Annotated in this window: 17 protein-coding genes; 9 read left to right on the plus strand and 8 right to left on the minus strand. The window is 67.2% G+C overall.

What is annotated here, in order from left to right; translation table 11 throughout:
• Positions 1-9: 9 nt before the first annotated feature.
• From CUTER_RS02205 to CUTER_RS02215, 3 genes are all read left to right on the plus strand, one after another.
• A complete protein-coding gene (locus tag CUTER_RS02205; RefSeq protein WP_047259053.1) occupies positions 10-846 on the plus strand; it encodes a bifunctional methylenetetrahydrofolate dehydrogenase/methenyltetrahydrofolate cyclohydrolase in 837 nt (278 codons plus the stop codon).
• Complete coding sequence (locus CUTER_RS02210; RefSeq protein WP_047259054.1) at positions 843-1,199, plus strand: DUF3017 domain-containing protein; 357 nt, start codon at positions 843-845, stop codon at positions 1,197-1,199. Before CUTER_RS02205 ends, CUTER_RS02210 begins: the two co-directional genes overlap by 4 nt.
• Before the next feature lie 112 nt (positions 1,200-1,311).
• Positions 1,312-1,605, plus strand: a complete 294-nt coding sequence (locus tag CUTER_RS02215; RefSeq protein WP_047259055.1) for a hypothetical protein — start codon at positions 1,312-1,314, stop codon at positions 1,603-1,605.
• A 145-nt stretch (positions 1,606-1,750) separates the two neighbouring features.
• Here CUTER_RS02215 and metX read toward each other — a convergent pair whose 3' ends face one another.
• Together metX and CUTER_RS02225 are read right to left on the minus strand one after the other, a co-directional pair.
• A complete protein-coding gene (gene metX / locus CUTER_RS02220; protein WP_047259056.1) occupies positions 1,751-2,896 on the minus strand; it encodes a homoserine O-acetyltransferase MetX in 1,146 nt (381 codons plus the stop codon).
• Positions 2,897-2,928: 32 nt separating this feature from the next.
• A complete protein-coding gene (locus tag CUTER_RS02225) occupies positions 2,929-4,251 on the minus strand; it encodes an O-acetylhomoserine/O-acetylserine sulfhydrylase (protein ID WP_047259057.1) in 1,323 nt (440 codons plus the stop codon).
• Positions 4,252-4,480: 229 nt separating this feature from the next.
• Between CUTER_RS02225 and ppc the strand changes: the two genes are divergently transcribed.
• Entirely contained in the window at positions 4,481-7,120 is a 2,640-nt protein-coding gene (gene ppc, locus CUTER_RS02230) for a phosphoenolpyruvate carboxylase (protein WP_047259058.1), read from the plus strand.
• Between the two features lie 39 nt (positions 7,121-7,159).
• Here ppc and CUTER_RS02235 read toward each other — a convergent pair whose 3' ends face one another.
• Both CUTER_RS02235 and CUTER_RS02240 read right to left on the minus strand, forming a co-directional pair.
• Positions 7,160-9,346, minus strand: coding sequence for an NADP-dependent isocitrate dehydrogenase (locus CUTER_RS02235; protein ID WP_047259059.1), 2,187 nt, complete (start codon positions 9,344-9,346; stop codon positions 7,160-7,162).
• 191 nt (positions 9,347-9,537) lie between these two features.
• A complete protein-coding gene (locus CUTER_RS02240) occupies positions 9,538-10,089 on the minus strand; it encodes a MauE/DoxX family redox-associated membrane protein (protein WP_158408111.1) in 552 nt (183 codons plus the stop codon).
• A 191-nt stretch (positions 10,090-10,280) separates the two neighbouring features.
• Here CUTER_RS02240 and CUTER_RS02245 point away from each other — a divergent pair, with 191 nt between their 5' ends.
• The 5 genes from CUTER_RS02245 (at position 10,281) to CUTER_RS02265 (ending at position 14,882) form a co-directional block, all read left to right on the plus strand.
• Positions 10,281-11,528 (plus strand): MFS transporter, encoded by a 1,248-nt coding sequence (locus tag CUTER_RS02245; RefSeq protein WP_407919173.1) that lies wholly within the window; start codon positions 10,281-10,283, stop codon positions 11,526-11,528.
• Positions 11,529-11,538: 10 nt separating this feature from the next.
• Entirely contained in the window at positions 11,539-12,429 is an 891-nt protein-coding gene (locus tag CUTER_RS02250; RefSeq protein ID WP_047259061.1) for an exodeoxyribonuclease III, read from the plus strand.
• Positions 12,430-12,480: 51 nt separating this feature from the next.
• Positions 12,481-12,669: a hypothetical protein gene (locus CUTER_RS02255; RefSeq protein ID WP_047259062.1), complete on the plus strand. Its 189-nt coding sequence runs from the start codon at positions 12,481-12,483 to the stop codon at positions 12,667-12,669.
• Positions 12,670-12,700: 31 nt separating this feature from the next.
• Complete coding sequence (gene trpS, locus CUTER_RS02260) at positions 12,701-13,726, plus strand: tryptophan--tRNA ligase (RefSeq protein ID WP_047259063.1); 1,026 nt, start codon at positions 12,701-12,703, stop codon at positions 13,724-13,726.
• An 82-nt stretch (positions 13,727-13,808) separates the two neighbouring features.
• On the plus strand, positions 13,809-14,882 hold the full coding sequence (locus tag CUTER_RS02265) for a YhjD/YihY/BrkB family envelope integrity protein (protein ID WP_047259064.1): 1,074 nt from the start codon (positions 13,809-13,811) through the stop codon (positions 14,880-14,882).
• A gap of 10 nt (positions 14,883-14,892) precedes the next feature.
• Here the strand turns inward: CUTER_RS02265 and CUTER_RS02270 are convergent, their stop codons facing one another.
• From CUTER_RS02270 to CUTER_RS02285, 4 genes are read right to left on the minus strand one after another with little or no spacing between them, the layout of a single operon-like run.
• The gene (locus CUTER_RS02270; protein WP_047259065.1) at positions 14,893-16,053 is read right to left on the minus strand and encodes a D-alanyl-D-alanine carboxypeptidase family protein; all 1,161 of its coding nucleotides are present in this window, start codon (positions 16,051-16,053) and stop codon (positions 14,893-14,895) included.
• Between the two features lie 40 nt (positions 16,054-16,093).
• Positions 16,094-17,329 carry a hypothetical protein gene (locus tag CUTER_RS02275; protein ID WP_047259066.1) on the minus strand — a complete coding sequence of 412 codons (1,236 nt, stop codon included), beginning with the start codon at positions 17,327-17,329 and terminating at the stop codon, positions 16,094-16,096.
• Positions 17,330-17,352: 23 nt separating this feature from the next.
• Positions 17,353-18,297 (minus strand): C40 family peptidase, encoded by a 945-nt coding sequence (locus tag CUTER_RS11235; RefSeq protein ID WP_236684748.1) that lies wholly within the window; start codon positions 18,295-18,297, stop codon positions 17,353-17,355.
• The gene (locus CUTER_RS02285; RefSeq protein WP_047259067.1) at positions 18,288-18,587 is read right to left on the minus strand and encodes a hypothetical protein; all 300 of its coding nucleotides are present in this window, start codon (positions 18,585-18,587) and stop codon (positions 18,288-18,290) included. Before CUTER_RS02285 ends, CUTER_RS11235 begins: the two co-directional genes overlap by 10 nt.
• Positions 18,588-18,625 lie beyond the last annotated feature (38 nt).

An 18,625-nucleotide genomic window follows, 5' to 3' on the forward strand; every position in this document is an offset into this window, starting at 1 on the left:
ATGGCGCGTATGACAGCGATCAAATTGGACGGACAACTCTACCGGGACGAGCTTTTCGCGGACCTCAAGAAGCGGGTCGCTGCCCTCAAGCGCGCGCCCGGCCTGGCGACGGTCCTCGTCGGCGATGACCCGGCCTCGCATTCTTACGTGAAAATGAAGCACCGCGACTGCGAGCAGCTGGGCATCACTTCCATCCGCAAGGACCTGCCGGCGGATGTCACCCAGGAGGAGCTCATCGCCGTCATTGAGGAGCTCAACAACGACGACGCCTGCACCGGCTACATCGTCCAGCTGCCCCTGCCGAAGCACCTCGACGAGAACGCGGTCCTGGCCGCCATCGACCCGGATAAGGACGCCGACGGCCTCCACCCGGTCAACCTGGGCAAGCTCGTGCTCAACGAGCCGGCGCCGCTGCCGTGTACCCCCAATGGGGCGATCAGCCTGCTGCGGCGCTTCGGCGTGGAGCTCGACGGCGCCCACGTGGTCGTCGTCGGTCGTGGTGTCACCGTCGGCCGGCCGATTGGGCTCATGCTCACCCGCCGTAGCGAGAACGCCACCGTCACCCTGTGTCACACGGGCACGAAGGACCTCGCCGCGGAGACTCGGCGCGCCGACGTCATCGTCGCCGCCGCCGGCAAAGCCCACATGATTACCGCCGACATGGTCAAGCCGGGTGCCGCGGTGCTCGACGTCGGAGTGTCCCGCGTGGACGGCAAGCTCCTCGGCGACGTCGCCCCTGAGGTGTGGGAGGTCGCTGGCGCGGTGTCCCCGAACCCGGGTGGGGTGGGCCCGCTGACTCGGGCGTTTTTGATGGCGAACGTCGTCGAGCGCGCCGAGCGTTCGTGACGCCTACCCGCCCCCCGCGGGGGCGCCGCCGGGTAGCGCTATCCACGGACAACCCGCACGACGTCGGCAATCGTCCCTCGCCGCTGCCGGCGTGGGTCCAGCGGGTGGGGGTGGCGGCCCTCGTGCTCGCTTTCGTCGCCTCCGGCTGGTGGTCGGTCACCGAGCATTGGCGCCGCTCCGCGTTCACTCTGGGGTTCGCGATGCTGTGGCTGTCGGTGTTGCGCCTGACCTGTGATTCGAAGGTGCTAGGGCTGCTGGCCGTGCGCTCGGTGAAGTTCGACGCCACGTATTGCGCAGGCATCGGCGCGATGCTCGTGTTCCTCGCCGCGTCCGTGGACTCGCTGGGGAGTTGACCCGGTCGGGTTAACTCTTCGGTTACCCCTAGACGCTGGGGCTACGCGGCAGGTAGCGTGTCGAGTAAAGGAAAACCGCTGCCTGAGCAGGGAAAACAAAAGGGATGAAGGGATGCGGCAGTCAATCAGTGGGGGAATCGCTGCGATTCTCGCGGCCGTGGGCGCGCTCGGAATGACGCTGGCGGCAATGCCAACGGTGATGATGGACATGGTGGACATCACCGGCGGGGCTCGGTCCGGGCTGCCCTTGGCTGTCGGCTTCGGGGTGTGCGGTATAACGCTGGTGCTGTTCGTCCTCGTGTGCGCGGTGCGCATGTTCCGGGGATGGGACACGCGGTACGTGATGAGCGCGCTGCAGGCTATGTGCGCGGTGGTGTTCGTGAGCGCGATCGTCACCGTGGTGTAGTTCATCGCCTCGGTCGGCGAGTTTCACATCCTCGGGGTCTTCGGCCTACTCGTCGGGCTGTGCGGCGCGGCCGGGCTGTACCAGGTGGCGGCGCTGACCAAGCGGGAGGCCGGCGATACCACGCAGCCGGCCTAGGCCGGCGGGGCTAAATGATCCACTGGCCTTCGGGGTCCAACCCGAAGCCGTCGGTGGGTTCGGCGCCGTCGTTGGTCTTGGCGATGAACATGCGCAGGATGCGATCGAGCTGGCGGGTCTCGGTGAGGAACGCATCGTGGCCCACGGGGGAGACGATCTTGTATAGCCCGAGAACATTACCCAGGTTGCGGGAGAGGTGCTCTTGCTGGTGGAAGGGGTACAGGATGTCCGTGTCCACGCCGGCGACGAGGGTGGGCACCGTGGAGGAGTACAACGCCTTGTTCAGCCCGCCGCGTCCGCGGCCGGCGTCGTGCCGGTTGAGCGCCTCGGTGAGCACCACGTAGGTGCCGGCGTCGAAGCGTTCGACGAGTTTGCGTCCCTGGTATTCCAGGTAGGACTCCACGGCGAAGCGGTGCGCCGGATCGCGGAATTTCCCGAGCGGGTTCTCGCCCTGCTGGGCGATGGTGCCGAAGCGCTCGTCGAGCTCCATCTCCCCGCGGTAGGTCAGATGCGCGATGCGCCTGGCGGCCGCTAGGCCTTCGAGGGGGCCGTCGCAGATACTGTAATAATCCCCGCCGTGAAAGTCCGGGTCGCGGGTGATCGCGGAGATCTGCGCCGATTGGATGCCGATCTGCCACGCCGACGCCCGCGCGGATACCGCCAGGACGCAGGCGGCGTCGACGAACGTCGGCCAGCTTAGGGTCCACTCCAGCGCCCGCGCCCCGCCCATGGACCCGCCGATGACCGCGCGGACGTGCCCGATGCCGACACTGTGCAGGAAGTCCCGCTCCGCCGCCACCAGGTCGCGGATGGACAGCGCCGGGAAGCGCGAACCCCACGCGGCGCCGTCGGGGTGTGCCGACGCCGGGCCGGTGGAGCCGTAACACCCGCCGAGGGCGTTGGTGCAGATGACGCACCACCGGTTCGTGTCGAGCGCCAGGCCCGGCCCGACGAGCCCGTCCCACCACGTGGTGACGTCGGTGTCCCCGGTCAGGGCGTGCTCGATGAGGATGACGTTGTTGGTGTGCCGGTCGCCGCGGAAGTCGCCGAAGCGCTGGTAGGCGATGTGGGCGTCGGTGAGCGTCGCGCCGGCCTCGGTGCGAAAGTCACCGATGGCGACGACGGCGAGCTCGCCGCTGGGGGCTAAAGCGACCATGTCCTCCTCGTTCTGTTTTTCAGGCTGCGGGGCTAGATGGCGTCGAGGGCCTGGGAGAGGTCGGCGATGATGTCGTCGATGTTCTCGATGCCGACGGACAGGCGGACCGTGGCCTGGGTGATGCCGGCGCGCTTGAGTCCGTCGGCGTCGGACTGGGAGTGCGTGGTGGAGGCCGGGTGAACCACCAGGGAGCGCACGTCGCCGATGTTGGCCAGGTTGGAGTGCAGCTTCAGCGCGTCGATAAACCGCCACGCCGTGGTCTTGTCTTCGGGGTCGCCGTGGACGTCGAAGGTGAGCACGGAGCCGGTGTGCTTAAGGCCGAGCTTCTGCTTGACCGAATACCACGGGGAGGACTCCAGGCCGGCGTAGTTGACGCTGGCCACCTTGTCGTGGTTGTTGAGGAACTCGGCGACCTTGGCGGCGTTGTCGTTGTGGCGCTCGACGCGCAGCGAGAGGGTGTCAAGGCCCTGCAGCGTCACCCACGCGTTGAAGGCGCTTAAGGTGGCGCCGGTGTCGCGCAGCCACCCGGCGCGCGCCTTGAGGGCGTAGGCCGGGGCGCCGAGGTCGGCGTACTTCAGGCCATGGTAGGCGGGGTCCGGGGTAACGAAGTAGGGGAAGACCGGCTCGCCGTCGCGGGTGACGGTCCAGTCGAAGTGACCGCCGTCGACGAGGACGCCGCCCACGCCGGAGCCATTGCCCGTGTAGAACTTCGTCAGCGAGTTGACGACGACGTCCGCGCCGAGCTCCAGCGGCCGGACCACGGCGGCGGTGGCGATGGTGTTATCGATAATGAGCGGCACCTGGTTGGCGTGGGCAACCTCGGCGACCGCCGGGATGTCGAGCACGTCAGCCTGCGGGTTGCCGAAGGTTTCGCCGTAAAAGGCCTTCGTGTTGGGCTGCACGGCCGCCTGCCACGAGGCCGGATCGTCCGGGTTTTCGACGAAGGTCGAGGAAATCCCCAGGCGGTCCAGGGTGATAAGGAAGAGCGTCTCGGTGCCGCCGTAAAGCCGGGGCGAGACGACGATGTGATCCCCGGCCGAGGCGAGCGTGGCGATAGCGGCGATCTCGGCGGCCTGGCCGGAGGCGAAGGCCACGGCGGCGACGCCGCCTTCGAGGGAAGCGATGCGCTCCTCCAGCACCCCGACGGTGGGGTTGGTCAGCCGGGAGTAGATGGGGCCGGCGTCGGAGAGGTTGAAGCGGTTCGCGGCGTGCTCGGCGTCGTTGAACACGTAGGAGGAGGTGAGGTAAATGGGTTGGTTGCGGGACCCGGTGTCCTGGTCGACGTGCTGGCCGGCGTGGATGGAACGGGTTTCGAAGGACCACTCGTTGGCGTGGGAGTTATCGTACTTTGGCATGTGGCCAGATTAAGACCAAGCTGTCTAGGCGGGAAAGGTGCCTGCCGTTATCCCAGGTAGACGGGTGAATAAAAATAGACCGAGCGGTTTGATGGGTGGGAACCGGCTGCTAGTGTCTGGTATTACCAATCGGGCGATTATGGCTCCCCCGGTGCAGGTACGCCGATATACTAACCCCGAGGCGGCGCCGCACGGCGCCCCCGAGGAAACCAAGAAGGAGAGTGAAGCTATGGCCGCACACGTCAGCGAGGACATCCGCCTGATGGGGCGCATCCTTGGCGAAGTTATCGCCCAGCAGGAAGGCGAGCAGGTCCTGGCCCTCGTCGAGAAAACCCGCGAACTGGCCTTCCAGGTCGCCGCGAAGAAGGCCTCCCACGAGGACCTTGTCCGCGTCTTCCGCGATCTGTCGCCGGAGACCATCAACCTGGTTGCCCGCGCGTTTAGCCACTTCGCGTTGATCGCCAACGTCGCCGAAGACCTCGACGACCACTCCACCGAGCCGCCGACCTCCCTGTCCGCCACCTTTGCCAAGCTCACCGAGCTCGACGGCGATCGTGTCGCCCAGGTCGTGCGAGGCAGCCACGTCGTCCCGGTGCTCACCGCGCACCCGACGGAGACCCGCCGTCGCACCATCTTCGACGTCCAAAACCGCATCATGGAGCTGCTGCGCACCTCCCGGCACACCGGCGTCACCGCCGACATTGAGCGCGAACTCACCCTCGAAATGACGCTGCTGTGGCAGACGGCGCTCATCCGCAACGCCCGCCCCAGCCTCTACAACGAGGTCAACGTGGCCCTGCGCTACTATGGGCTGTCCCTGCTCGAGCAGGTCCCCGCGCTCAACCGCGCCATCTCGGAGTCCGTGAAGGACAACTTCGGCACGGACATCGGCGACATCAACATGGTGCGCATGGGCTCCTGGATCGGCGGCGACCACGACGGAAACCCCTTCGTCAATGCCGACACCGTCAGCTACGCCACCAAGGCCGCCGCGCGCACCGCCTTCGACTACTACCTTGAGCAGCTCGACGCCCTCGACCGCCAGCTCAGCCTCTCCCTGCGCTACAGCGCGGTGACCGAGGACCTCACCCAGCTCGCCGAGGACTCCGGCGACAACCGCGAGCTTCGCCTCGACGAGCCGTACCGACGCGCCGTCGCCGGCATCCGCACCCGGGTGGAACAGACGGCGGCCTTCATGCTCGACGACGCCGCCGACCCCGACGCCCGGCCCTACGCCACCCCGCAGGAGCTGCTCGCCGACCTCGACATCATCGACGCCTCCCTGCGCGCCAACAACGACGGTGTCATCGCCGACGACCGCCTCGCCCGCCTGCGTAGCGCCATCGTCACCTTCGGCTTCCACCTCTACACCCTCGACCTGCGCCAAAACTCCGAGGCCTTCGAGGAAATCCTCACCGAGATCTTCGCCCTCAACGGTGTATGCGAGGACTACGCGGGCCTCGACGAGCCGGCTCGCGTCGAACTGCTCGTCGCCGAGCTCGGCCACCGCCGGCCCCTGGTCTCCGAAACGCAGATCAACTCCCTGTCCGAGGTCGCGGCCAAGGAGCTGCGGATCCTGCGCGCCGCCGCCGACGCGGTCGCCAAGTTCGGCCCGCGCAGCGTCAACAACCAGATCATCGCCATGACCAGCCAGGTCAGCGATATCCTCGAGCCGATGGTGCTGCTCAAGCAGTACGAGCTCGACCTCGACATCGTGCCGCTGTTTGAAACCATCGAGGACCTCCAGGCCGGCGCCGCCGTGCTGGATCAGCTCTGGGACGTGCCCGTTTACCGGGAGCACCTGCGCCGGCACGACGACACCCAGGAGGTCATGCTGGGCTACTCCGACTCGAACAAGGACGGCGGCTACCTCCAGGCCAACTGGGCTCTCTACCAGGCCGAATTGGACCTCGCCGGGCTCAGCGAGCGCCGCGGCGTGCGCATCCGGCTCATGCACGGCCGTGGCGGCACCGTCGGCCGCGGTGGCGGCCCGACCTACGACGCCCTCGTCGCCCAGCCGCGCGGCTCCGTCAGCGGCTCCGTGCGCGTCACCGAGCAGGGTGAGGTCGTCTCCGCCTACTACGGCTCGCCGATCACCGCCCGCCGCCACCTTGAAGCCTTCGTCGCCGGGGCGCTGGAGGCCACGCTCCTCGACAGCGCCGACCACCCCGACACCGACGCCGACTACGCCCTCATGGCCGAGCTTTCCGAGCGGTCCGGCCAGGTGTATCGGGAGCTGCTGGGCTCCGAGGGCTTCATCGCGTACTTCACCCAGTCCACCCCGCTGCACGAGATCGGCGAGCTCAACATCGGCTCCCGCCCGGCCTCTCGCAAGCAGACGAAGGCCATCTCGGATCTGCGCGCCATCCCCTGGGTGCTGTCCTGGTCCCAGGCGCGCTCGTCCATCCCGGGTTGGTTCGGCGTGGGTTCGGCCTTCCACGACTGGGCCGGCGACGACGCCGAGCGCTGGGACCGCCTGCGTGCCCTCAACGCCTCGTGGCCGTTCTTCCGCACCATGCTGTCGAACATGGCGCAGGTGATGTCCAAGGTGGAGATGGAGTTCGCCCAGCTGTACTCGCGGCTGGTCGACGACCAGGAGGTCGCCGCCCGCATCTACTCCCGCATCAACGAGGAGTTCGAGCTCACCCGCGACGCCTACCTGCGCATCACCGACAGCGAGAGCGTGGTCGACGATAACCAGAACCAGGCGCGCTCGCTCAAGCGGCGCTACCCCTACCTGCTGCCGCTCAACGCCATCCAGGTGGAGCTGCTGCGCCGCTACCGTCAGGGCGATCACTCGCCGGCGGTGTCCACCACCATTCAGGTGACGATGAACGGCCTGGCCACCGCGCTGCGCAACTCCGGCTAGCGCGGCGTCGCCCCCGCGTAGTGTGCGAACGCGCACTACCTACTTCAGCGAGTCAATGATCTCGTTGAAGGCCGCCACCGGGCGCATGATCGCGGTGGTCTTGGCATCGTCGGGCAGGTAGTAGCCGCCGAGGTCGACGGCCTTACCCTGCTCGGCGACGAGCGCGTCGGCGAACTCCTCGACGCCGGCGGCGAGCTTCTTGGCCACCGGGGCGAATACCTCGGCGAGCTCGGGGTCCTGCTCCTGGGCGGCGAGCGCCTCGGCCCAGAACGTCGCCAGGTAGAGGTGGGAGCCGCGATTGTCGATCTCGCCGGTGGAGCGGGACGGGGACTTGCCTTCGTCGAGCAGCTTCTCCGTGGCGGCGTCGAGCGCGTCGGCGAGCACCCCGGCCTTGGCGTTGCCGTGGGCCTCCTTCTCGTGGCGGAAGGATTCGGCCAGCGCGAGGAATTCGCCGAGGGAATCCCAGCGCAGGTGGTTATCCTCGACGAGCTGCTGGACGTGCTTCGGGGCGGAACCGCCCGCACCGGTCTCGAAAAGGCCGCCGCCGGCCATGAGCGGAACCACCGACAGCATCTTCGCGGAGGTGCCCAGCTCCAGGATGGGGAAGAGGTCGGTGTTGTAGTCGCGCAGCACGTTGCCGGTGACCGAGATGGTGTCCTCGCCGCGGCGGAGGCGCTCCACGGTGACCTTGGTGGCGTCGACGGGGGAGAGGATCTCGATGTCGAGGCCGTCGGTGTCGTGCTCGGCGAGGTAGTTGGTGACCAGGGTGGTGAGGTTGGCGTCGTGGGCGCGCTCCGGGTCAAGCCAGAAGATGGTCTTCATGCCGGACAGGCGGGCGCGGTTGACCGCCAGCTTGACCCAGTCACGGATGGGAGCGTCCTTCGTCTGGCAGGCGCGCCAGATGTCACCGGCCTGAACGTCGTGGGCGAGCAGCACGTCGCCGGCGGAGTTGACCACCTGGACGGTGCCGTTGGCCGGGACCTTGAAGGTCTTGTCGTGGGAGCCGTACTCTTCGGCCTTCTGAGCCATGAGCCCGACGTTGGGAACGGTGCCCATGGTGGTCGGGTCGTAGGCGCCGTGGGCCTTGCAGTCCTCGATGACCGCCTGGTACACCCCGGCGTAGGAGGAATCGGGGATGACGGCGAGGGTGTCCTGGGTCTCGTCGGCCGAGTTCCACATCTTGCCGCCAACGCGGATCATGGCCGGCATGGAGGCGTCGATGATGACGTCCGACGGGACGTGGAGGTTCGTGATGCCCTTGTGGGAGTTGACCATGGCCAGCGCCGGGCCCTCGGCGAGGGTCTTGTCGATGGCGGCCTTGATCTCCTCGCCGTGCTCCAGGCCGTCGAGGCCCGCGAGGATAGCGCCGAGGCCGTTTTCGCCGTTGAGGCCGGCGGCGGAGAGCTCCTCGCCATAGGTGCGGAAGACCTCGTCGAAGTAGGCGCGGACCACGTGGCCGAAGATGATCGGATCCGAGACCTTCATCATGGTGGCCTTGAGGTGTGCGGAGAAGAGCACTCCGGAATCCTTGGCGCGGGCGACCTGCTCGGCAAGGAACGCGTCGAGCGCTGCCGCGGACATAAAGGTGGCGTCGATGACCTCGCCGGCGAGCACCGGCAGGGACTGCTTGAGCACGTCCTCGGAGCCGTCGGCCTTGACCAGCTTGATGGTGAGGGTGTCGGCCTCCGGCATGACGACGGACTTCTCGTTATGGCGGAAGTCGCCGGCGGTCATGGTGGCCACCTCGGTGGCGGAGTCGCTCGACCACTCGCCCATGGAGTGCGGGTGCTTCTTGGCGTAATTCTTCACGGCCTGCGGGGCTCGACGGTCGGAGTTACCTTCGCGCAGGACCGGGTTGACGGCGGATCCCTTGACGGCGTCGTACTTCTCGGCGGCGTCGTCGTATTCGGGCAGGGCGTAACCGGCGGCCTGTAGTTCCTTAATGGCGTTCTTGAGCTGCACGAGCGACGCGGAGATGTTCGGAAGCTTGATAATGTTCGCCTCGGGGGTCTTGGCGAGGTCGCCGAGGGCGGCGAGGTGATCGTCGATGCGCTGGTCGTCGCCGAGCGCCTCCGGGAACTGGGAAATGATGCGTCCCGCCAGGGAAATGTCCCGGGTCTCGACGTCGATGCCGGCGGTGGCGGCGAAGGCCTCCACGATGGGCTTCAACGAGTAAGTCGCGAGCAGGGGTGCTTCGTCGGTACGGGTCCAGATGATCTTGGCCATGGCGGTTAGCTAACTCCTTAAGGCTTAGGTGACGGTCGTCGGGCTCGCTGTGGTTACGAACACTGCGGGAAGCGCGTGACCAGCGGAGCACCTCACCCGGATCTTAGCAAAACGCAACAGGATGCCCGTACTGTTTACCGCTTGGGGGTGGTGGGCGGGTCAGCGCACTAGCCGACGAAGGGTCGGGAACCTTAGCCGAGGTAGGCGGGGGAGTGATCGCGAGAGGGGATCGGAAGCATCGCGCGCTGCTGGCGATGATGCCGGGCGATTATGGCTACCACCGACAGAATTAGCAAGGAGTAAAGAACGGCCTGGAGTTCGTGGTGATCCTTAAACCACCGAGGTAGTTCTCCGAAGTGGAATGAAATGAGCATGGAGGCTAAGATGAGGTTCTTTATGGCAGACCAATAGGTTACCTGGGCGCCTTGCGAGAGGCCCTTTCTGTGTTGACAATTCTTTTTATTGGTCAACCTCGCAAACAAGTGGGTGAGAGCGATAATGATGAAGAAAATGCCGCCTATGAGACAGCTCGCTCGCATTGTCACTGGGGAGAGGAGGGTGACGGCCAACGCTAGCTCGATATAAGGCATGCTAGCTGAAATCGCTCGTGAGAGAAATCGGTTTCTTATTCCGAAGGCTGCGAGGGATTTTTGGTTATCCTCCGGCGAGGAGATGAGCCTTCCGGTGGCGCTGATAGTGAGGATGATCGATGCGATCGCGAGGTAAATCAGTAAGATTGTCATGCGGGAACCCATCGTCCGAGGTGTGGAGTTTTATATCCTGAGCCTATCCTGCTTGACCTGAACCATCAAGGATGAAGTATGTGCTGCTTATCACAAAGTAGAGCAGTGTGCGGCGTCGTCCCGGCGCACCATGCCCGCCACCTAGCGCCCGTGGGCGCAACGTAGTAGCCTCCCCACACGTGCAAAAACGCGTGAAGTATATCGATCAGTCGGCACCCGCGGCCGCAGCGCAGCGCGGCGACGACGCCCCCCGCGTGCCCCGCCAGACTGACATCACCCCGGCTCGGCGGGCGATCGTCGTCGCGGCGATGATGCTCGGCACCTTCGCTATCGGTACCACCGAATTCGTGTCCATGGGCCTACTGCCGCTCATCGCGGATGACTTCGGCATCACCGAGGACAAGGCCAGCTGGATCATCTCGATTTACGCGCTCGGCGTCGTCGTCGGTGCGCCGCTCATTACCGCGTTCACCGGCCACATCCCGCGCCGACGTCTGCTCATCCTGCTCATGGGAGTGCTCGTCGCTGGGCATCTGCTCAGCCTGGCCGCCCCGAACTACCCCACCCTCATGGCCGCCCGCTTCATTGCCGGCTTGCCGCACGGGGCGTACTTCTCGGTGGCGGGGCTGTCGGCGGCGTCGCTGGCCCCGCCGGGGAAGCGTGGGCAGGCGGTGGCGCTCATCGGCATCGGGCTGTCTATTGCCACCATTATTGGTGTTCCCGTCGCGCAGGTGCTGGGCCAGCAGCTGGGGTGGAATGCGGCCTATGCGCTCGTGGCGGTACTCGGTGTGCTCGCCGGCGGGATCCTTGTGCTGCTCATGCCGCACATGACGAAAATGAAGCCCACCAGCGTGCGCACCGAACTCGGCGCCCTGACCTTGGTGCAGGTGTGGGCCACGGTGATTATGGCCACCATCGGCTTCGCGGGCATGTTCTGCGTCTATACCTTTATTACCTGGACCATGACGGAGCAGGCGGGGCTCGACGTCAGCTGGATGTGGCTGGTGCTCATGGCCTACGGCATCGGCAACACCACCGGCGCGTACATCGGTGGCATCCTCAGCGACCGCGGTGTGGACGCCACCATCTTGTTCAGCTTGGTCATGATCGTCGTCGTCCTTATCTCCTTCTACCTACTGAGTTCCTTCGCGGTGCCGGCCACCATCGCCTTCGGCCTCGTGGGCTGCTTCGGCTCCATGCTCACTCCGGCACTGCAGGTCCGGCTCATGGACGTCGCCGGGGACGCGCAAACCCTGGCGTCGAGCCTGAACCAGTCCGCGCTGAACATGGCGAACGCCGCCGGTGCGGCCATCGGCGGGGCCGTCGTCGCTGCGGGACACTCGTACTCTGCGCCGGCGCTGGCGGGCGCGGCGATGGCCGGCGTGTCCATCGTCTTGTGGTTCCCGACGGTGTGGCATCGTCGCCGCCAGGCCCGCTAGAGTAGCCGCCATGATTATCGCGAGCGTCAACGTCAACGGCATCCGCGCGGCCACGAAGGTGCGCCACGAGGACAACCCCGGCATGCTGGCCTGGCTCGCGGACACACCGGCGGACGTCGTCCTGCTCCAGGAGGTTCGCGCCACCGCCGAGCAGGCCGCCGACGCGCTCGCCCCGGCGCTGGCCGACGGCTGGCACCTTGCCGTCGCCCCGGCGGCCGCGAAGGGTCGCGCCGGCGTCGGTATCCTCGCGCGCACTCCGCTGTCGGAGATCAGCATAGGTTTCGGCTCCTTTAGCGACGCCGGACGGCTCATCGAGGCGACGGTGGCGGGCGTGCGGGTGGCGTCGCTCTACCTGCCGTCGGGCTCCGCGGGCACCGAAAAGCAGGACGAAAAGTACCGCTTCCTCGACGAATTCAGCGGCTACCTTGACGCCCAGGCCACTGCCTTCGAGCACATGGTCATCGGCGGCGATTGGAACATCTGCCACCGCACCCAAGACCTGAAGAATTCCCGCACCAACCAGAAGAAGTCCGGCCATCTGCCTGACGAACGTGCCTGGATGGACTCCGTCTTCGGCGCCTTCCCGGACGAGCACGCCCAGGAGAAGAAGGGGCTGGGGGAGTTCTTCGGCGTCGTCGACTACGAACCGCGGCCCGTGCGGGTCGCGACGGACAACCCGCGCTGGTTCGACGTCGCCCGGCGCCTGCACCCCGAGGACGCCGCCTACACCTGGTGGACGTACCGCGGGCAGGCCTTCAACAACGACGCCGGGTGGCGCATCGACATCCAGGCCGCCACCCCGGCGATGTGGCGGCGCGCCCAGCGCACGTGGGTGGATCGGGCCGCCACGGTGGAACAGCGGTGGTCGGATCACGCTCCGCTGCTCGTCGAGTACCGCTGATAGACTAAAAGTTTGATACCAGCTCCAGTCAACCTAAGTGAGGTTTTTAACATGCGCACCGCCATCGCCGCTGTCCTCGGCGTCATCGTCCTGGCCTTGGGGGTGTGGTGGTTAGGCGTGGCCGGTCCCACCGTCGCCGGCATCCTCGCCGCCCTCGTCATCGCGGCAGGCGGCGCCCTGCTCTGCACCGCGCTCGGTATGGGCCTGGACGACTTCTCCAAGACCCATAAGAAGATCTAGCCCCTAGGCCTGCGCGCTACACTTGGCACCCATGAGTGAAAAACAGCGCGTCCTGTCCGGGATCCAGCCGACGGCTGATTCCTACCACCTCGGAAACTACCTCGGAGCGGTCAAGCAGTGGATCGATCTGCAAGACCAGTTCGAGGCTTTCTACTTTATTCCGGACATGCACTCCATCACGGTGGAGCAGAATCCTGAGGAGCTTCGCGCCCGCACCGTCGCTGGCGTCGCTCAGCTCATCGCCCTCGGCATTGACACGGACAAGTCCACGCTGTTCGTCCAGTCCCACGTCCCGCAGCACGCGGAGCTGACCTGGGTGCTCAACTGCTTCACCGGCTTCGGCGAGGCCAGCCGCATGACCCAGTTCAAGGACAAGTCCGCCAAGCAGGGCCAGGACCGCACCACGGTGGGTCTGTTTACGTACCCCGTGCTCATGGCCGCGGACATTTTGCTCTACAAGCCGCAGTGCGTCCCAGTGGGGGAGGACCAGCGCCAGCACCTGGAGCTCACCCGCACTCTGGCGGAGCGCTTCAACTCCCGGTTTGGGGAGACCTTCGTCGTGCCGGAGGCCTTCATTCCGGAAGGCTCCGCGAAGATCTATGATCTGCAGGACCCGACGTCGAAGATGAGCAAGTCGGCAGCCAACCCGAAGGGCATCATCAACCTGCTCGACGACCCGAAGGTGTCCGCCAAGCGCATCAAGTCCGCAGTGACGGACAACGACGGCGAGATCCGCTTCGACCGCGAGGCGAAGCCGGGCGTGTCCAACCTGCTGGCCATCCAGTCCGCGCTGACCGGAACGAGCATCGACGACCTCGTCGCCGGCTACGAGGGCAAGGGCTACGGCCACCTCAAGGTGGATACCGCCGACGCCCTGGAGGCGTTCACCACTCCGCTGCGCGCCCGCTTCGACGAGCTCATGGCCGACCGCGGCGAGTTGGAGCGCATTCTGGCCGCCGGTGCCGCCCGCGCCGCGGAGATCGCCGAACCGTTGGTCGCCGACGTCTACGACAAGGTGGGATTCCTGCGCCCTGCCACCTCGCTGACAAAGCGCTGACGAAACGCTGAGGACCTGGCCCCGTATACTGGTCTGCGCTGCCGTAACGACACACCCAGGAAGGTCAGGTCCGCTAAGCGATATGGCGACTAGAACTAAGCCCGACGCCCGCTACACCGACGACTTCGGCGTCGAGCGGGCAACCGCCGACGAACCCACCGCCATCGACAAGATCCGCAAGAAAGCGCCGGTCATCGACCACCTCATGCGGATGCAGGAGCGCTTCGGCCAGGAGGGCGGCAACCAATACTCGGCGGGAATCACCTACTTCTCCGTCATGGCGATCTTCCCGCTGGCGATGATTACCTTCGCCGCGTTGGCCTTCTTCCTCGCCTCGCGGCCCGACCTGCTCACCGAGATCCAGGACCAAATCTCCGGGTCCCTGCCCGGGGAGATGGGCGCGATGGTCAACACCATCATCGATCAGGCCATCGAACAGCGCGGCGCCGTCGCCGGCATCGGTGGTTTGACCGCGCTGTGGTCCGGCCTGGGCTGGATGACCAACCTGCGCGCCGGGGTGTCGGCGATGTGGCTCATCGACCCGACCGAGGGCGGCAACATCGTGGTCAAGAAGCTCAAGGACCTCGTGGCCCTGCTGGGCCTGCTGCTCGCCTTCTTCATCGCTTTCGCGGTGACGGCGATCGGCTCCTCGGGGATCACCGAGAAGATCCTCGACCTGCTGAGCATCGAATCCTTCCCCGGCATGACGCAGGTGATCTTCGTCCTCGGCCTCGTCATCGGCTACCTGGCGAACTTCCTCGTCTTCGCGTGGATGCTCATGGCATTGCCGCGGCTGAAGGTGCCGCGTCGCTCCGGGCTCATCGCGGCCGCCATCGGCGCGCTCATCTTTGAGGTCATCAAGCAGCTGTCCACCCTCATCTTCGGTGCGCTGCTCGGCAACCCCGCGGGCGCGGTCTTCGGCCCCGTCATCGGGCTGATGCTGGTCTTCTACCTCATTTGGCGGATCGTGATGTACCTCTCCGCGTGGGCGGCGACCACCGAGGAATCCCTCGCCGCCACCCCGACCCCGGCGCCGGAACCCGCCGTCATCCGGGTGCGCAACGAGGTTTCCACCGGCGCGGACCCGAAGGCGTTGCTGGGCATCGGCGCCGCCGTCGGCGCGGGCGTCATCGCCCTGCTGTCGCGCAACAGCTAGGCGTTTTCGGCTAACGGCGCCGGGCGCGGCGGATCGACACCGCCGCCGCCACCGCAAAGGCGCCGACGACGCCGATGACCACGGCGATCCCCACCACCGGGTGGCGCACGGCGGGCAACGCAGCCAGCGGCTCGTCGGTGGTGGCTTCCGGCGCCGACGCGCCGGCCAGCGGTTGCAGCGTCGCCACGCCGGACCCGGCCGGGATGGTGTAGGCCTCGTGCAGCAGCGCCTGCGCCTGTTCCCACGCCCGACCCTGGTCGATGGTGGTATCGAGCACGACGGCGGCGAGCCGTCGGCCGTCGCGGTCCAGGGCGCCGACGAACGTGTGCTTGGCGTCGTCGGTGTAGCCCGTCTTCCCGCCGATGCCGTCCGGATCGTTGAGGAACAGCTTGTTGTCGTTCCACACCTCGAATGCCTCGTACCCGGGCTGTTCGGGATAGTTGACGAACTCGGTCGCGGCAATGCGGGCGAACACCGGGTCTGAGAACGCCGCCCGGAAGATCAGGCCCATGTCATAGGCGGACGTCGACTGCCCTGGGGCGTCGAGCCCGGCGTAGTGCGCCACCCGGGTGGAGCCCGTGCCCAGCTCGGCGGCTAGCGCGTTGACCGCCGCCAGCGTGGCCTCGTCGCCGCCGAGCTCCTGCGCAAGGGCGTGGGCGGCGTCGTTGCCGCTGTTGAGGATAAGCCCGTAGAGCAACTCCTCGACGGTGTAGACCCCGCCCTCGACGAGCCCCACCGCCGAGCCCTCCTGGGCGGCCGACTCGGCCGATACCGTCACCTTCCGGTCCAGCGGCAACTCCCGGATCGCCACCAACGCCACGAGGGCCTTGATAATCGACGCCGGCCGGTACCGGCCGTGCGGATCCTTCATGGCGATGATCTCGCCGGAGTCGACGTCGAACACCAGCCACGCGCTGGCCAGCACCATCTCCGGCACGTCGAAGCCGGCCGGCGCGCTCACCCCGCACGTGGAGGCGATCGGCGCCAGCGGTTCGGGGCTGGGCCGGCCCGGGGCGAGCCGCTCGGAGGTGGTCACCGGCTCGGGCGGCACGAGAGAATGCGGGCAACTATCGGTGTTGGGGGCGGCTGAGCGAGGTGGCGGGGCGTACGGGGTCGTTGTCACCAGCGTCGTCATCACGAGCGCCGAGGCCACCAACGGCAGTGGGTTCATAACCAGCAGAGTGTAGACCCTCTGCTGGTGATGCGTCGCACTAGAACTTGGACAGCCGCTTGATGAGCATGTCCTCGATCTCGCGCCAGCTATCGGCCTTGTCCTGATAGGGCTTCGACGGCCGGTAGCCGGCCGCGTCCGTCGAGCCGAGCATGTACGACAGGTAGTCCTGGAAGCGCGGGTTTGCCAACAGGTAGGAGTTGAGCGAGTCGTCCGCCGCCCAGTCCGCCGCGTCGGCCATGAGCTCGTAGGCGCGGTTCATCTGCTCCGCATCCACCGCGTCCGGGCCTTCGAGGATGTCCTCCGCCAGCCCGGTGAAGGAATAGGCGTTGTCCGGGTGGACGGTGACCTCCAGGTCCCCGCCGGTGGCCAAGGCGTGTACATCCTCCCAGGTGCTCACGCGGGCGAGGTCGTGATCGTCGTGCTCGATGATCCACCGCACCAGGTGCTTGCGGGAGGGGAACGTGGTGATCTGGCCGTAGCGGCCGAGGAACACCGGACGCCCGTCGACGTAGGTGCGCAGGCTGTACACGCTCGTGCCGCGGGCGGTGATCTTGATCGGGTCGATGCCGGCCTCCGCCCACACCGACGTGTCATAAGGATCCGCCTCATCCAGCTTGGCCTGACGCTCCTGCTCGGCCTTCTCGCGGGCGGCCTCGGCGGCGGCCTGGGCCTGGTCGATGCGGGCTTCGGCGTCCGCCAGCTGCTCCGGGCTGTGCGACGGCTCGACGACGCGCACCACCTCGTCGATGCTGGCGAGCACCTCCGCCCAGTTGGACAGCACCGCCCGGCCGACGGCGGTCCACTCCGCGTCGCCATCGGAGCCGCCGTAATGCTCCGCGCCGCGCTGGACGTTGCGCAGCACCGAGTGCGTGGCGAAGAACGTCACCGCGCGCTGCGCCTGGCCGACGTGCGCCAGGGACTCCGTGACCTCGAAGACGCCGGCGGCGGTGGCCACGTTGTCGTAGGAGGCGCGACCGGCCAAGGCGTCGGGGACCCCTACCAGGTCGTAGCGATCCTTCACCCCCGGCACAACCCGGTGGGCGGGCAGGGCGTTAAACGTGGCCCACTGCGGGTGCGACGCGAGGTCGTGCGCCGACGTCGACTCGATGTAGCACAGCAGCTCCGCCGGGGAGGAGAAGCCCAGAATGTGGGTGTCGTCACCGAGAAACGCCTGCCACTGAGAGCCATGCTCGACCCAGGTGGGTGCCCACAGCGTGTAGACATCGCCCTGGTTGAGAGACAGCGAGACGGGAACGATCGAACGAGAGCTCATGGCAGCGAAGTCTACCCAACGCCCTAGCCGGTGGGCCGCCAAAACCCCTTGAACGCCATTCCCATGTTGGACGTGCGCAGGGGACTGATCTCGACGGGGCTACCGGCCTCGACGATCTGCCCATCGCCGATGAACATGGCCACGTGGCCCTCCCAGACGAGGAGGTCGCCGGGAAGCAGCTCGTCCTGGCTGACCTGCCGGCCCACCGTCTGCTCCTGCGCCAGCCGCGGCAGTTCCACCCCGGCCTGCCGATACGCCCACTGGGTCAACCCGGAACAGTCGAAGCCCCCGTTGCCGGTGCCGCCCCAGACATAGGGCGTGCCGAGCTGAGTCAGGGCGGCGTCGACGGCGGCCTGGCCGACGCTGTGCGCCGCCGGCGTCGGGTCGGGTGTTGGTTCGGGTGTTGGTTCGGGTGTTGGCTCGGTGGCCGGCTCCGGCAGGGGAGGCGGCGGCTGCTGGGCCGGCTCCGGCGGCGCCGAAAACGACCCCGCGCGCCCGGCCAGCGGGTCGGGGGCGGCGGTCACCTCGTCGAGCGTGGCGGTCGGCTCGGCGAGGTCGGTTCGTAGCTGTTCGAGGCGCGCCATCACCTCCGATCGCGCCCGGGCGGCGAGCAGCGCCACCCCCACCACGGCGGTGGCTTTGGTCAGTGGTGTCGGCACCGCCGCCTGGCCCAACAGTGCCAGCGCCCCGCGGGTGAACTCCACCGCCGTGGCCCCGATGTCGATGCCGCAGTCGACGATGAGGTCATTCGCCCGGGTGGTGGTCTCGTTGACGGTCTCGCGCTCCGACTGATGCCGGTCGACCTCGTCGATAAGCGACCGGGCGTCGCCGCTCATGTCGCGTGCCAGCGCGGTGAGCGTGTCGGCGATGTCCGACGTCGGCAGTGCGGGCAGCGGCTCGGCCGGCATCGCCGCCGGGGTGTGGGAGACGAGCTCCTCCATGACGCTGCGTAGCGAAATCACGGGCACACCCGCTCACCGTGCGCAGCCAGCCGGCCGGCGAGGGCAACGTCGTGCTCCCGGACGGTGCTGGCGAAAAGGTGCGCGTCGACGGCATGGGCCTCGAGGATGCCCGCCAGCAGCCGCGATCGCAGCGCTACCGCCGTGGAGGCGGCGTCGAGGGCGGCGGCGAAGTCGGTGGTGGGGCCGAGCCCCGGCGGGACCTCGCGCTCCGCGGGAAGGGAGGTGGCCAGGGCGTGGGCGAGGAGATCGTGGGCGGACAGTTGCGTGCGGTCTGGGTCGATCTGGAGGTTGTTCATGCTTTCTTAGACCGCGTCAATCCGGGGAGGGTTCCCGC

This window comes from Corynebacterium uterequi, assembly GCF_001021065.1.
Lineage (GTDB): Bacteria > Actinomycetota > Actinomycetes > Mycobacteriales > Mycobacteriaceae > Corynebacterium > Corynebacterium uterequi.

Bases quoted from the DNA above. Each gene is read 5' to 3' on its own strand.
- CUTER_RS02205 (WP_047259053.1), top strand. From the start codon at position 10: ATGACAGCGATCAAATTGGACGGACAACTCTACCGGGACGAGCTTTTC.
- CUTER_RS02215 (WP_047259055.1), top strand. From the start codon at position 1,312: ATGCGGCAGTCAATCAGTGGGGGAATCGCTGCGATTCTCGCGGCCGTG.
- metX (WP_047259056.1), bottom strand. From the start codon at position 2,896: ATGGTCGCTTTAGCCCCCAGCGGCGAGCTCGCCGTCGTCGCCATCGGT.
- CUTER_RS02225 (WP_047259057.1), bottom strand. From the start codon at position 4,251: ATGCCAAAGTACGATAACTCCCACGCCAACGAGTGGTCCTTCGAAACC.
- ppc (WP_047259058.1), top strand. From the start codon at position 4,481: ATGGCCGCACACGTCAGCGAGGACATCCGCCTGATGGGGCGCATCCTT.
- CUTER_RS02235 (WP_047259059.1), bottom strand. From the start codon at position 9,346: ATGGCCAAGATCATCTGGACCCGTACCGACGAAGCACCCCTGCTCGCG.
- CUTER_RS02240 (WP_158408111.1), bottom strand. From the start codon at position 10,089: ATGACAATCTTACTGATTTACCTCGCGATCGCATCGATCATCCTCACT.
- CUTER_RS02250 (WP_047259061.1), top strand. From the start codon at position 11,539: ATGATTATCGCGAGCGTCAACGTCAACGGCATCCGCGCGGCCACGAAG.
- CUTER_RS02255 (WP_047259062.1), top strand. From the start codon at position 12,481: ATGCGCACCGCCATCGCCGCTGTCCTCGGCGTCATCGTCCTGGCCTTG.
- trpS (WP_047259063.1), top strand. From the start codon at position 12,701: ATGAGTGAAAAACAGCGCGTCCTGTCCGGGATCCAGCCGACGGCTGAT.
- CUTER_RS02265 (WP_047259064.1), top strand. From the start codon at position 13,809: ATGGCGACTAGAACTAAGCCCGACGCCCGCTACACCGACGACTTCGGC.
- CUTER_RS02270 (WP_047259065.1), bottom strand. From the start codon at position 16,053: ATGAACCCACTGCCGTTGGTGGCCTCGGCGCTCGTGATGACGACGCTG.
- CUTER_RS02275 (WP_047259066.1), bottom strand. From the start codon at position 17,329: ATGAGCTCTCGTTCGATCGTTCCCGTCTCGCTGTCTCTCAACCAGGGC.
- CUTER_RS02285 (WP_047259067.1), bottom strand. From the start codon at position 18,587: ATGAACAACCTCCAGATCGACCCAGACCGCACGCAACTGTCCGCCCAC.